A 12717-nucleotide genomic window follows, 5' to 3' on the forward strand; every position below is an offset into this window, starting at 1 on the left:
GCAAGCCTCAGTCGTCGCCGGTGACGCGCAGGATCTCTTCCAGCGTGGTCACCCCGCTGTCGACCCAACGCTGGCCGTCCTGACGCAAGGTCCGCATGCCGGCACGCCGCGCCGCCTCGCGCAGTGCAGGTTCACCCTGCCCTTCATGGATCAGCGTACGCACGCGATCGTCCACCACGAACAACTCGTGGATGCCGGTACGCCCCCGGTAGCCGCTGTTGGCACAAGCCGCGCAACCCACCGCGCGCCATACGGTACGGCCGTCCCCATCCACTTCGGCACGCCGGCATTGGGTGCACAGCCGCCGCACCAGCCGCTGCGCCAGCACGCCGCGCAGCGACGAGGCCAGCAGGAACGGTTCCACCCCCATGTCGGCCAGGCGCGTCACTGCCGAAATCGCGTCGTTGGTATGCAGGGACGCCAGCACGCCATGGCCGGTCAGCGACGACTGCACCGCAATCTGTGCGGTCTCCAGGTCGCGGATCTCGCCGATCATGATGGTGTCCGGGTCCTGGCGCAGGATCGCGCGCAGCGCGGTGCCGAAGCTCATGCCGATGCGCGCGTTCACCTGGATCTGGCCGATGCCGGCGAAGTCGTACTCCACCGGGTCCTCCACGGTGAGGATGTTGCTGGTGCTGCTGTCGAGCTGGCCCAACGCGGCGTACAGCGAGGTGGTCTTGCCACTACCGGTCGGGCCGGTGACCAGCACGATGCCATGCGGCTGCCGGATCAATCCAGTGAACGTGGCCAGGGTGTCATCGGCCATGCCAAGGCGCTGCAGCTGCAGACGGCCGGCATCCTTCTCCAGCAGTCGCAGCACGGCGCGCTCGCCATGCCCGGTCGGCACCGTGGAGACTCGGATATCCAGCGGACGCCCACCCACGCGGATCGCGATGCGCCCGTCCTGCGGCAGGCGCTTCTCGGCGATGTCCAGGTGGGCCATGATCTTGATGCGCGATACCAGCGCTGAGTGCAGTGCGCGCCGTGGCTGCACCATGTCGCGCAGCGTGCCGTCCACCCGGTAGCGCACCACCGAATGGGTCTCGAACGGCTCGATGTGCAGATCGCTGGCGCCATCGCGTGCGGCCTGCGCCAGCAGCGCGTTGATCATGCGGATCACCGGCGCATCATCCTGCGCGTCCAGCAGATCGGTGACTTCCGGCATGTCCTGCATCAGCCGGTCCAGATCGACTTCGCTCTCGGCGGCACCGACCACGGCAGCGGCGTCGCCGCCGTCACGGTACTGCTCAGCCAACCGCTGCTGCCACATCGCGGCATCCAGTGCCTGGAAGGGCAACGGTCCATGCCGGCGGCGCAGTTCGGCCACGGCCCACGCTGCGGTATCGACGGTACCCAGCAGCACAGGCTCACCGCCAACTTCGGACAGCATCACCCCATGGCTGCGCACCCAGGCGTACGGCAGTGGCGCGGCGGCGCTCACGGTCCGATCACCAGTTCCGGCGTGTAGCCCAGCCCGCGCAGTTGCTGCAGTGCCGGGTCCAGCGTCGCCGGGTCGCGCGGCAGCCGCACCCGCAGGCGCTGGCCACTCTCGCCCGGCGTCGCCTCGGCATAGGCCTGCAGGCCCAGCGCCCGCACCTGCGCCACGCCCTGGCGGGCACGGGTCGGGTCCAGCCCCTGTGCGAACTGCACCAGCTGCGCATCGCCGTCACCGGCCGGATACAACACTGCCAGGCTGGTGTTCTGCAGCGGCTGGCCCTGGCCATCGCGCGCATTGCCCTGGCCGAGTACAGAAAGGTCCTGCGGCGGCAGCTGCGGTGCCGACAGCGCCGGCAATGCCCAGCTCTGCACCGGTTGCGCGCCAGCCTGCGCGTTGCGCATGTAGTCATAGCGGTCGCGGGTCAGGCGCTGGCCGGCGGCCGGGTCACGCACCACGTGCGGACGCAGGAACACCATCAGGTTGGTCTTGGCGCGCTTGCGTGTGTCGCTGCGGAACAAGGCACCCAGCACCGGAATCTTCCCCAGCCCCGGCACCGCGTCACGGCCATGGCTGACGCTGTCTTCCAGCAGGCCACCCAGCACCATGATCTGGCCATCGTCCAGCAGTACGCTGGTATCCAGTGCGCGCTTGTTGGTGATGATGCCGGCCGTGCTGTTCGCGCTCTGCGCATCGATGCTGCTGACTTCCTGGTAGATGTCCAGCTTCACCGTGCCGCCCTCGGAAATCTGCGGGCGTACCCGCAGCTTCAGGCCCACGTCCTCGCGCACGATGGTCTGGAATGGATTGTTGCTGCCGCCGCCACCGTCGGTCACGTAGCGGCCGCTCACAAACGGCACGGTCTGCCCGACCATGATGCTGGCCGCCTCGTTGTCCAGCGTCATCAGGTTCGGCGTGGACAGGATGTTGGCACCGCCCTTGCTCTGCAGCGCGTTGGCCAGCACCTTCATGTTGAGGATCTGGCCGACGCCGGGCAGGTTGATCGTGCCGTCGATCACCCCGATCTTCAGGCCATCCTTGGGCAGCACGTCCAGAGTGGTGCGCGCGGTGGTGTTCAGCCCGCTGCCACCGCTGGTGCCGCCGAAGTGGGTGCCGCCGAAGGTGCGGCCATTGCCCAGCATCCACTGCACGCCCAGTTCGGCCGCGTCGGTCTGGTTGACCTCCACGATCAGGCTTTCCACCAGCACCTGTGCACGGCGCTGGTCAAGCTGGTCGATCACCCGGCGCAGGTTGCGGTACACCGGTTCCGGCGCCGAGATCAACAGCGTGTTGGTGGCCACGTCCGCCTGCACCGAAATGCCGTTCTGGCTGAAGCCGGTGCTCCCGGCGTCGATCGGGTCGCGGCGGTTCGGATCCAGCCGCTGCGATTCCAGCGCATTGCTGCCGGTCCTGGCCTGTTGTGGCTGCGACGGCTGCGCCGGTGCGGAACGGCTTGCATCGCCAGGCAGTGGCGTGATGCCTTCATTGCTGCCCACTGCCGGCGCATCGCTCTGCCCCGCAACCACGCCGCGCAGCACGCCGGCGAGCTGATTGGCCTGGGCATTGCGCAGGTAGACCACATGCAGGTTGCCGGACTCGTCCTGCGCGCGGTCCAGCTTCTCCACCAGCTGCCGGGCCAGACGGGTGCGCCCGGGACTGCTGGAACGCAGCAGCACGCTGTTGCTGCGCGGGTCGGCCATCACCACCACCTTCTGGCTGGGCTCTGCGCCCTGCGCATCCAGCAGCGGCGCGACCATCGCCGCGACGTCTACGGCGATGCCCTGCTGCAGCTTCACCACATCGGTGTCCATGCCGGCCGGCGTGTCGACGCTGGCGATCACCCGCGCGATGCGCTCCAGGTTGTCGGCATAGTCGGTGATCACCAGAGTGTTGTTGCCCGGGTTCGCCGTGATCGGATTGTCCGGGCTGATCATCGGCCGCAGCACCGCCACCAGCGCGGCGGCGTTCTCGTAGCGCAGCGGAAAGGTGCGCGTGGCGACCTCGCCTCCTGCACCGCCACTGCCCACCCGGCCACCGAGCAGCTTGGCGTCGGCCTGCGGCACCACCCGGCTGACGCCGCCATTCTCGACCACGGCGAAGCCGCGCATGCGCAGCGCGCCCAGCAGCAGCTGATAGGCCTGGGTACGGCTGACCGGGCCATCGGAGACCACCGTCATCTTGCCGGTCACCCGTGGGTCGACCAGGAACTGGCGGCCGGTGAACCGTGCCGCCATCCGCAGCACGCCACCGATATCGGTATCCACCAGGTTCAGCTGCACCGGCTCATCGCGTGTGTCCTGCGCTGCCACCGGCGCCGGCACGTGGGCCATGCCCACGATCAGGGCCAATGCAGTACTGCAGGCAAGGCTGCGCATCGCCCTCATGGATGGGCACCCGCAGTGGCCACCATCACGATGTTTCCGGAAATCCGTGCCGCCGGCATGTTCGCGTCCCCTGTGCGTGTCAGTTGCAGCTGCTGCAGCTCGATGGCCGGGTCGGCCAGCAGCGGCAGCAGCCAGTTCCATAGCGCATCGGCGGGCACCGCCTGCACCTGCAGGTGCCAGCGCCCGTCACGCGCTTCGATATGCAGGCCGTCGGCAAGGCCGGCGGTCTTGATTCCATCGCGCAGCCCAGGAAGTGTCGGATGCTGGCCCTGCGCCAGCTGCTGGCGCTCACGGACGCGCAGCAGCGGTGCCAGTGCGCGCGACTGCGCCTGCCGCCGCGGTAGCTCGGCCTGCCAGTGCGTGCGCTGCTTCAGCAGTGGCTCCAGCCACAACGACCACAGGCCCGCCACCAGCAGCGCCACCACCATCACCCACAGCATCCGCCGGTCGCGCGGTGGCAGGCGTTGCCAGCGCTGCTGCAGGCCGGCCAGCCCCCCGCCCAGCCGCAGGGTGCGGGCCGTCACTGTCCCGCTCCGCTCACCCGCAGGCGCCCACCGGCGTCGCGCGCCAGCAGCAGGCCCTGCACCTGCAGCGCCTGCTGCCAGTGCTCAAGCCGCTGCGGATCGTCGGCCAATGCCTGGGCATCGGCATCCAGCTCCATGTCGAGCTGGCCGGGCTGGTAATGCAGGCTGCGCACCTGCCCGGCCAGTTCCGGAACCGCCAGCAGCGTGCTGGCTACCTGCCGTTGCAACGGCGGCAACGGTGGCGCTGGTGGCGGCACCGCCAGAGCACGCCTTGCCTGCAGCACCGGATCCACCACATCGGTGATCTCCGGGAAGCGTGCGCTGAACTGCCGCGCCATGTCCTGTTGCAGCGCCTCGCCCTCGATCCGCCAACGCCAGACCTGCAGCTGCAGGCCGAGCGCGGCCAGCAGCACTGCCGCCAACGCGAGGCCGATTGCCAGGCGTGGCGCTTGCCGACCCGCACCGGGCAGCGGCAGTGACCACCCCGGCAGAGGGCCACATGCCTGCCGTTCCTTCATGACGGCGGTGGCCGGCAGGCTGTCCGGCCACGCCGGCGGTACGCTGCCGATCCATTGCACGGCCTGCACGCCGGCCTGTCGCAGGCGCACGGCCAGCGCCTGCATGACTGCACACGCATCACGTCCGCCATACCACTGGACGAACCCCCGATCGCGCCCGCTTCGCACCAGCAGGTGCTCGCCGCTGACCTGCAGCGTGGCCTGTCCGTCCTGCCAGGGCAGCAGCAGGGGCGTCGGATGGAGTGCCTGCAGCTGCAGTCCGCACGAAGCCAGCAACTGCTGCGCCTGCAGGACCGCCTGCTGGCCGAGCCAGGCCACCGGAACCGTGCCGTCAGCCGCCTGCGCACCGTGGGCCAGCGCGACGTCCTGCAGGTCATCCAGCAACATCGCCTCCACCTCACCCTGCAACGCCAACTGCAGGCGGCGCCCGGACAACGGTGGCAGCTGCAGTTCCAGCAGGATCAGGTCGCTCGGATCGAGGCAGGCATGCACCGCAGCCCGCGGATGCCGCAGACCCAGCGCCGCCAGCGTGGCGCAACCGTGGGCCAGCACCTCGCCCTTGTGCAGCTGCGCCCAGTCCACCGCGCTGTCGGCGTGCAGACCCTCAAGCGTCGGCAGGCGCACCCGAAGCTGCGCGTTCATGCGCCGATCCTCGTCCACACGCGTTGCACACGCACGCCGTCGTCGCGGTACTCGCGCCAGAGCAGCGCGCGGAAATCAACCGCGCTGCCGTCAGCCTGCACCCGGCCGACAGCCAGGAACCACTCGCTATGGATACCCAAGGGAAGTACCGCCATCTGTTCGTTGCTCAGTTGGAGTCGGTTGGCGATGTCGCCGCGATTGAGCAGCCAATGGCCAGCGTCGCGCTCACCGAGCAGCGCCTGCAGGCGTGCCGGCTCGACCGCAGGCGTCACCGCCTGCAGAACGCGCAGGTCGCTGGTGTTGGCGTTGACCAGGGTCTGTGCCGGCAACACCACGGTGCGTCGCGCCAGCGCCTGCAATGCCACCGGATCGGCGCCCGGCAGCGCCTGTTCGATCAGTGATTCGCGCGGCAGCGGTGCCTGCGCCTGCATGTCGCCATCGCGCATGCGCGCCTGGATGTGGTCCGCGGCGGATGCGCAGGCGCCCTGGCCCAGCCCCTGCCCGGCACACAACGCGATGAACGCGCGCCGCGCCTCGGGGTCCGGCCTGCCATGCGCAAGCAGATTGCGCAGGTTGAACATCGACTGCGCATCGACCAGCTGCAGCTGCACCGGCAACGGCGCCTGCAGCTCCAATGGGCGCGCCCAGCGCCCGCTGCGCACCGTGGTGAGCTGTTCCTTTGCATCCTCACGCAGCTGCTGCGCCGCACGTTCCAGCGTTGCGTCCACGGCCATGCGTACCTGTGCGCGCAGCTGGTCACCACGCAGCCCGCGCAGCTGGGCCGACTGCCGGGTGAGCAGTGCAGTGGCAATCACTGCCACCAGTGCCACCACCAGCAGGGCGACGATCACCGCCATGCCACGTTGACGGACACTCGAAACAGACCGCATCCGGGCTGACATCGGCCTGCCTCACAGCTGCCACGAGCCGATGTCCGCGTTCCCGGCGTCGCCACCGGGCCTGCTGTCCGCACCCAGCGAGAACACATCGATGTCGCCATGTGTGCCAGGCACCTGATATTGGTACGGATGGCCCCACGGGTCATTCGGCAGGCGATCCAGATAGGGCGTGACCGGCATCGCGCCACTGCCCTGCGGCGGCTTCACCAGCGCCTGCAGGCCCTGCTCGGCGCTGGGATAGCGACCATTGTCCAGCTTGAACAACTTCAGCGCCTGCATCAGCGCCGCGATGTCCTGGCGCGCCGCCACCACGCGCGCCTGGTCGGGACGGTCCATCAAGCGCGGCACGATCAATGCCGCGAGAATGCCGATGATCACCACCACCACCATGATCTCGATCAGGCTGAAACCCTGCTGCCGAGCCCTGCGACCACCCACCTGCCTTGCCATTGTTCCGCCCTTGTCATCCTGGAAGAGACCGCTGCGCCATGGTCAGCGGTGCATGTGTCAGTACGATAAACATCCGCCGGCAATTCGCTGCGCATGTGCCTGGGCGGGCGCCGGCGCAGCCGGCCCGCGTGCCGACTCGAGCAGGTGTGGCGGCACACTGGACAGCGTTTCGTCGATGCAGCCGCGCAGCAGCGGAAGCGCGCACGCCTGCAACAGGCGCACGCACTGCATCGGCGACCACGCGGTGCCATGGTCGAGGCCGATGAACGTGCGGTAGGCCTGGTGATAGCGCAGATCGTCGTACACGCGCCGCGCACTGTTGAGGTCACGCACGACCACCAGCAGGGCCGCACGCTGCAGCAGCCGCACATCGCCTGCGTCAAGCGGCAGCGCGTTCATGGCTGCTTCGGACCACGGCCGCAGCTGCAGATCAAGGGCGCGCCGCAGCGCCGCCAATGGATGCGCGCTGCTGTCCAGTGCCGCCCAGCGCGCCGCATCGGCCCAGGCATCACTGGACAGCACCCAGACCCACGAGTGCCCGTAGCGTTGCACATTCAAGGGCGTGTGCCGCGCCTGCTCCAGTGACCGGCTCAGGTGGCGATCCAGCTCCAGCATGCTGATCCTGCGACTGTCTGCCATCTTCGTCGCCCGTGCTCCGCGACGCGTGGTGCGTCGTACTCTGGAGAAGACGTCAGCAAGGCAGGTGAAGCGACAGCGCGAATGCCGCTCTGTGCGCTGGGTGGTGCTTCATCGGCAACGTCATCGCAGCGTCATCCGCCTGCAGGCTTCGCGCTGCAGGCGCGGTGCGTCACCCCCGCAGCGGCGGGCCAGTACCGCAACGTCGCTGCGCGCGGCGAACGCGACCAGCGCGTCTGTCATGTCCACGTCATCGCACCACGACGCCATCGCAATGCGCACCGCCGGCAGCTGCCAGCCGTCCATCAGCCCGCGGGTGCCCGCCACGAACCAGTGCCACAGCCGATGGTGCAGCACCTGCTCGTGCAGCTGCGCGAGATCCCTGATGCCATGCACGTCCATCAGCAGCAGTGCGCGTGCCAGCGCCGCAGGCGGCAACACACCGGTTTCAGCCAGCGGCAGCACCTGCTGCTGCAGGCGCAACAGCATCGCCAGCGGGTGCGACTGCGGATCGAAGTCCAGCAGCACGGCCTGTTGCTGCCACTGTGCGTCCGATACCACGCATACCCATGGCGAGCCGTAGCGGTGCACCATCAACGGCCGTCGCTGGGTGGTTTCCAGCAACGCCGACAGATTGCGGCGCAGATCCAGCACACCGATGGTCTCGTTGCGCATCCTTGGCGTCTCCTTGCTTGCAACAGCCCTGCGCGGCGCGCACGGCCAGCGTCTTCACCTAACCAAGGACGGCAATGCCACCTGGAAAGCGACGCAGATCCAGCGACATCGTCAGTCGCAGCTGCTCCAGCGCCGCATCCGGATCATCGACGCGGAAGCGGCCGCTGACCGGGGCGCGCGCCAATGCCGATTCACCCAGCAGCACCTTGCCGCGGCGGTAGCGGTTGATCTCCTCCACCACCTCGCGCAGCGGCGCCCGGCGGAACACCAGCATGCCTTCGGTCCAGGCACTCACTTCCGAGGCCACGGCTTCGACCACCACGCCACTGAGGCGCTCGTCGTACCGGGTCTGCTGGCCCGCCTGCAGCTGCAGGCGGCCCTGCGGGTGCTCGATCCGGGCGCTGCCCTGCAGGCAGGTCACCCGTACCTGGCCGTGGGTGTTGCGCACGTCCAGGCGCACCGCAGCTTCATCGGCAATCACGCAGCCCGCCCCTGCGAACAGGGCCAGGCGCAGGCCGGCCCGGGTCTCGATCGCGGCCTGGCCCTGCACCAGCTCGAAGCCTTCGCCCTCCGTGTCCGCACGGCGGCGCAGGCTGCTCTGCGTATCCAGCTCGATCTTCAGCTGTGGCGAAGGTGCGATCTGCAGCCGCTCACCGGTACCGGTGTGGAAATCGGCCGTCATCGCCGTCACCGAGGGCCACAGCCCCAGCGGGGGACGGATCGCCGCCACCACTGCCAGGCTGGCCGGGGCGGCAATCGCGGCGCCCAGGAAGGCACGCCGGCTCCAGCGCTGGGCCGGCGTCGGCGCGACCGGTTGGCGTGCGGCGGCAGGCAGCTGCTCGCCGGCCAGGCGTACCTGCTCCCATTGCCGGCGCGCACGGCCGAATGCTTCGCGATGACGGGGATCAGCCTCGCACCACGCGCGGAAGCTGCGCCCGTCGGCCGCGGTAGCCTCGCCCGAGGTCAGCCGCACCACCCACGCGTGCGCCTGGCGCTCGACGGCATCCAGCGGGCGTTGCGGGTGATCGTCAGGATCCATGGGGGCTCATGCCGCACCCGCACGCTGCGGGGTTCTGCTCGGCGTCAAAGTGTAGACGGATGCCGCCGCTCAGAACCGCACCTGGCGCCCCTGCCCGCTGCGCTCGGCCAGGTAGTCCTGGGCCGCCTTCAGCTCACGCTGCACCAGCCGCAGCGACACGCCGAGGTGATCGGCGACGTCACGCTGCTGCAGGCCATCGACGCGGATTGCCAGCAGGATGCGGCGACGCCGCTCGGGCATGCGCTGCAGCAGGCCCACCATGTCCTCCAGCGCGAAGTCCAGTTCGGCCGCCTGCGCCGGCCCCGGTGCCGGGTCGGCCATGTCCATCAGCGTCTCCACCTCTTCCAGGCTCAGCAGGCGATGGTCGGCACGTTGGCGGTCGATCACGGTATTCATCGCCATGCGCAGCAGGTAGGCCGCAGGGTTCTGCACGGCGTCCAGGCGGTCACGGCGCGCACTCAGGCGCATCCAGGTGTCCTGCAGCGCGTCACCGGCCAGCTCCTCCGATCCCAGCTTGCGCACCAACCGGCGCTTCAGCTCGTCGTAGGCCCCCAGAAGGTGGTCCATCAGGTCAACTGCGCCAGCCGTACCGTTGCTCATGTTCGAATCCTTGAAGTCATGGAAGGGGCGCGCGCCCGCCACAGTCGTGGTCGGTGCCGGAAGGACGGATCTGCAGGGTCACCGGCTGCGCCAGCGCGGCGGCCTCGGTCGCCAGCACCAGGCCCTGCAGCGCCTGCAGCAGGCGTGCATCGCGGCGGGCACTGCCACTGCCGGACAGCAGCTCGGGCTCGCGCACCCGGCCCGCGCCGTCGATGCGGAAGCGCAGCGTCGCGGCGTAGCGGCCGGGCGCGATCTCCGGGTCGTCACAGAACGCCGCACGCAGGCGCTGCTGCAGGCCACCGTAGCGACGCCGACGCTCGGCCTCAGGGAGTTCAGCACCAACATCGGGGCCGGTCGCCAAGGGCGTGCCCCGGCGCAGCACCACACGCTGCTCGCCGATCACCTCGGCCTCGATGCCGGAGTCCTGCAACAGCACCTGCAGGGCAGGCAGCGGCTCCAGGCTGCCGCGCAGCGCATGGCTGCTGCGGCCCGCGGCCAGGTCGCCCGGGTACATCACCGACCACCCACTGATGACGCTGAAGCGCTCGACCGCCTGTTCCAGCGGCTGCGCAGGGATGTCGTAGGCATGAACTCCGTCCTGCCCGGCAGCGGCAAAGGACAGCAGCAGCCACGCGGCGATGGCCACCTTCCAAGTTCTGACCGCATGGTGTCCATTCAGCCCCCTGACGTAGAACACATGACCCTCGGCAGCGACAGCAGCTGCAGTGGACGCGCACCAGGACCAGCACCCGGCCCGCGCGCGACCCGCAAGCGGGCTCAAACCGTAGCGGGGCCACATGTCATTGCGATGACCGCCGCCTACAGCCGACGTGAAGCCAGTCACCCATCAGGAATCAATAAATCGAACAGACCACCTCATCCACGCCTGGGGTCAGAGCCCGTTGCGAAGCAACGGGCTCCGACCCCGTGCCGGCCCAAACGTGTCGACCAAGGTCGACACCCACCAAGAGCAGTTCATGCCGTTCCGGCAGATTGCGGGGAACTGTCGAAGGCGGGGTGGGTCTGGTTGCAGGGGTGTCCGCGGCATGGATGCCGCGGCCAAGCCCCCATGGAAGGGTCTACGGCGTCCCCTGCAACCGGACCCACCCCGCCATCCAACGGAATGCACGCTGTTGCTTCGGCTGTTGCTTCTGGGGTTTCCGCCCGGGTGGCGGCCGGCACTACCTGCGGGTGCCGGGCGCCACCCGGGCGGAAACCCCGCCCTTCACAGCGGCAGCTGGGTCGTCTGCTTGATCCGCTGCATCGGAATCTCGGTCTTGGTGTTCTGCACCCCGGCAATCCGGTTCAGGTGCTGCATCTGGAACTGCCGGTAGGCATCAAGGTCGGCCACCGCCACCCGCAGCAGGAAATCGCAGTCACCGGCCATCAGATGGCATTCAAGCACTTCCGGGAAAGACTTGATGCTGTTGATGAAGTGATTGGTGGTGTCCTCGTCCTGCCCGCGCAGCCACACGCGGACGAATACCGTGAAGCCACGGCCCACCTTGGCCTCGTTCAACAAGGCCACGTAGCGGTCGATGTAGCCGCCTTCCTCCAGCAGCCGCACCCGACGCAGGCAGGCCGACGGCGACAGCCCGACCAGCCGGGCAAGCTCCAGGTTCTGCAGGCGGCCGTCGCGCTGCAGGGCGTCGAGGATACGCCGATCGAGGTTGTCGAGCTGATACTGCATGGGATTTCGCCCTTGTCACTTTTGGCCGCATGAAATATCAATTATCCAGAATCCAGTGGCATCAACGCAACCCGATTTCGCGATCGGACCGCTAGCATGGGCCACCCCCACCTCGTTGTGCCGTTCCATGGACGCCCGTACCACCCTCCCCCTGCCCGACACCTGCGATACCGCGCCGCGTGCCGAATTCCTGCGCGGCCTGCGCGCCGCCGTGCCGGTGATGATCGGTTTCATTCCCTTCGCCCTGGTGCTCGGCGCGCAGGCCGCGCAGAAAGGCCTGAGCGCACTGGAAGTGCCACTGATGACGGGCCTCAACTTCGCTGGCGGCTCGGAGTTCGCCGCCGTCGAACTGTGGACCTCGCCACCGCACATCGCACTGATCGTGGCGATCACCGCACTGGTCAACAGCCGCCATCTGCTGATGGGCGCCAGCCTGGCCCCACTGCTGCAGCACCTGCCGCGCCGCCGGGTGCTGCCGGCGTTGTTCTTCATGTGTGACGAAAGCTGGGCGATGGGCGTGGCCGATGCGCGCCGCCGTGCGCTCGGCTTCAGCCTGGCCTATTACCTGGGCGTCTCCGCGGGCCTCTACACCGTCTGGGTGGCCTGCACCGCGCTGGGTGCGATCGTCGGGCCGCTGCTGGGCGACATCCACGCCTACGGCTTCGACATGGCCTTCCCCGCCGTGTTCCTGGTGCTGCTGCGCGGCATGTGGCAGGGCATGAAGGCCGCGCGCCCGTGGCTGGTCAGCCTGGTCGTGGCCGCCGCCACCTATCTGCTGATCCCGGGTGCGTGGTACGTGGCCAGCGGCGCATTGGCCGGCCTGGCCGCCGCCTGGCTGCTGGCGGAGGACGCAGCATGATCTTCAACGGCCTGATCCACTGGTCCTCGGTGCTGACCATCGTGCTGATGGCCGCCGCCACCTACCTGACCCGCATCGTCGGCTTCCTCGCGCTGCGCAACCGCACGCTGGGCAAGCGCGCGGTGACGGTGATGGAAGCCGCCCCGGGCTGCGTGCTGATCTCGGTGATCGCTCCGGATTTCGTCGCCGACAAGCCCGCCGACCTGGCCGCGCTGGCGATCACCCTGCTGGCCGCCACGCGGCTGTCGATGCTGCCGACGGTGCTGATCGGCGTGGCCTCGGCCGGGCTGCTGCGCTACCTGATGGGCTGACTGCGGTGCGCCGGGCAAAGGCCCGGCGCTGGCCAGTCATCGCAGCACCGCCTGT

General features: G+C 68.9%; 14 protein-coding genes. 2 read left to right on the top strand and 12 right to left on the bottom strand.

The genetic code is table 11. From position 1 onward, the window contains the following. Positions 1-7 precede the first annotated feature (7 nt). From gspE to AC5P8R_RS06830, 12 genes are all read right to left on the bottom strand, one after another. Positions 8-1441, bottom strand: a complete 1434-nt coding sequence (gene gspE, locus AC5P8R_RS06775; RefSeq protein WP_495223159.1) for a type II secretion system ATPase GspE — start codon at positions 1439-1441, stop codon at positions 8-10. Continuing rightward, positions 1438-3819, bottom strand: a complete 2382-nt coding sequence (gspD, locus tag AC5P8R_RS06780; RefSeq protein WP_088375455.1) for a type II secretion system secretin GspD — start codon at positions 3817-3819, stop codon at positions 1438-1440. The genes gspE and gspD overlap by 4 nt, the downstream gene beginning before the upstream one ends. Next, the gene (locus AC5P8R_RS06785; RefSeq protein ID WP_046430968.1) at positions 3816-4343 is read right to left on the bottom strand and encodes a type II secretion system protein M; all 528 of its coding nucleotides are present in this window, start codon (positions 4341-4343) and stop codon (positions 3816-3818) included. Before AC5P8R_RS06785 ends, gspD begins: the two co-directional genes overlap by 4 nt. Next, on the bottom strand, positions 4340-5503 hold the full coding sequence (gene gspL / locus AC5P8R_RS06790) for a type II secretion system protein GspL (protein ID WP_046430969.1): 1164 nt from the start codon (positions 5501-5503) through the stop codon (positions 4340-4342). The genes AC5P8R_RS06785 and gspL overlap by 4 nt, the downstream gene beginning before the upstream one ends. Then, on the bottom strand, positions 5500-6405 hold the full coding sequence (gene gspK, locus AC5P8R_RS06795) for a type II secretion system minor pseudopilin GspK (RefSeq protein ID WP_041863511.1): 906 nt from the start codon (positions 6403-6405) through the stop codon (positions 5500-5502). Before gspK ends, gspL begins: the two co-directional genes overlap by 4 nt. 9 nt (positions 6406-6414) lie before the next feature. Beyond that, complete coding sequence (gene gspG, locus AC5P8R_RS06800; RefSeq protein ID WP_046430971.1) at positions 6415-6852, bottom strand: type II secretion system major pseudopilin GspG; 438 nt, start codon at positions 6850-6852, stop codon at positions 6415-6417. 57 nt (positions 6853-6909) lie between these two features. Then, positions 6910-7467: a hypothetical protein gene (locus tag AC5P8R_RS06805; RefSeq protein ID WP_495223160.1), complete on the bottom strand. Its 558-nt coding sequence runs from the start codon at positions 7465-7467 to the stop codon at positions 6910-6912. Between the two features lie 144 nt (positions 7468-7611). Next, positions 7612-8163 carry a hypothetical protein gene (locus AC5P8R_RS06810; protein ID WP_495223161.1) on the bottom strand — a complete coding sequence of 184 codons (552 nt, stop codon included), beginning with the start codon at positions 8161-8163 and terminating at the stop codon, positions 7612-7614. Positions 8164-8221: 58 nt separating this feature from the next. Beyond that, positions 8222-9202 (bottom strand): FecR family protein, encoded by a 981-nt coding sequence (locus tag AC5P8R_RS06815; protein ID WP_495223162.1) that lies wholly within the window; start codon positions 9200-9202, stop codon positions 8222-8224. A 69-nt stretch (positions 9203-9271) separates the two neighbouring features. Then, complete coding sequence (locus tag AC5P8R_RS06820; RefSeq protein WP_032961748.1) at positions 9272-9802, bottom strand: RNA polymerase sigma factor; 531 nt, start codon at positions 9800-9802, stop codon at positions 9272-9274. 16 nt (positions 9803-9818) lie between these two features. Continuing rightward, entirely contained in the window at positions 9819-10499 is a 681-nt protein-coding gene (locus tag AC5P8R_RS06825) for a TonB-dependent receptor (protein WP_495223163.1), read from the bottom strand. A 528-nt stretch (positions 10500-11027) separates the two neighbouring features. Continuing rightward, positions 11028-11492: an Lrp/AsnC family transcriptional regulator gene (locus AC5P8R_RS06830; protein WP_005413654.1), complete on the bottom strand. Its 465-nt coding sequence runs from the start codon at positions 11490-11492 to the stop codon at positions 11028-11030. A gap of 127 nt (positions 11493-11619) precedes the next feature. Between AC5P8R_RS06830 and AC5P8R_RS06835 the strand changes: the two genes are divergently transcribed. Both AC5P8R_RS06835 and AC5P8R_RS06840 read left to right on the top strand, forming a co-directional pair. Then, entirely contained in the window at positions 11620-12351 is a 732-nt protein-coding gene (locus tag AC5P8R_RS06835; RefSeq protein WP_049439472.1) for an AzlC family ABC transporter permease, read from the top strand. After that, positions 12348-12662 carry an AzlD family protein gene (locus AC5P8R_RS06840; protein ID WP_014647378.1) on the top strand — a complete coding sequence of 105 codons (315 nt, stop codon included), beginning with the start codon at positions 12348-12350 and terminating at the stop codon, positions 12660-12662. The genes AC5P8R_RS06835 and AC5P8R_RS06840 overlap by 4 nt, the downstream gene beginning before the upstream one ends. Positions 12663-12717 lie beyond the last annotated feature (55 nt).

This window comes from Stenotrophomonas sp. YJH_SMC_73 (genome assembly GCF_059370155.1).

Excerpts from the sequence above, each read along its gene's own strand:
- gspD (WP_088375455.1), bottom strand. The coding sequence starts at position 3,819 with ATGAGGGCGATGCGCAGCCTTGCCTGCAGTACTGCATTGGCCCTGATC.
- gspK (WP_041863511.1), bottom strand. The coding sequence starts at position 6,405 with ATGTCAGCCCGGATGCGGTCTGTTTCGAGTGTCCGTCAACGTGGCATG.
- AC5P8R_RS06830 (WP_005413654.1), bottom strand. The coding sequence starts at position 11,492 with ATGCAGTATCAGCTCGACAACCTCGATCGGCGTATCCTCGACGCCCTG.
- AC5P8R_RS06835 (WP_049439472.1), top strand. The coding sequence starts at position 11,620 with ATGGACGCCCGTACCACCCTCCCCCTGCCCGACACCTGCGATACCGCG.
- gspL (WP_046430969.1), bottom strand. The coding sequence starts at position 5,503 with ATGAACGCGCAGCTTCGGGTGCGCCTGCCGACGCTTGAGGGTCTGCAC.
- AC5P8R_RS06840 (WP_014647378.1), top strand. The coding sequence starts at position 12,348 with ATGATCTTCAACGGCCTGATCCACTGGTCCTCGGTGCTGACCATCGTG.
- AC5P8R_RS06815 (WP_495223162.1), bottom strand. The coding sequence starts at position 9,202 with ATGGATCCTGACGATCACCCGCAACGCCCGCTGGATGCCGTCGAGCGC.
- gspG (WP_046430971.1), bottom strand. The coding sequence starts at position 6,852 with ATGGCAAGGCAGGTGGGTGGTCGCAGGGCTCGGCAGCAGGGTTTCAGC.
- AC5P8R_RS06810 (WP_495223161.1), bottom strand. The coding sequence starts at position 8,163 with ATGCGCAACGAGACCATCGGTGTGCTGGATCTGCGCCGCAATCTGTCG.
- AC5P8R_RS06805 (WP_495223160.1), bottom strand. The coding sequence starts at position 7,467 with ATGCTGGAGCTGGATCGCCACCTGAGCCGGTCACTGGAGCAGGCGCGG.
- AC5P8R_RS06820 (WP_032961748.1), bottom strand. The coding sequence starts at position 9,802 with ATGAGCAACGGTACGGCTGGCGCAGTTGACCTGATGGACCACCTTCTG.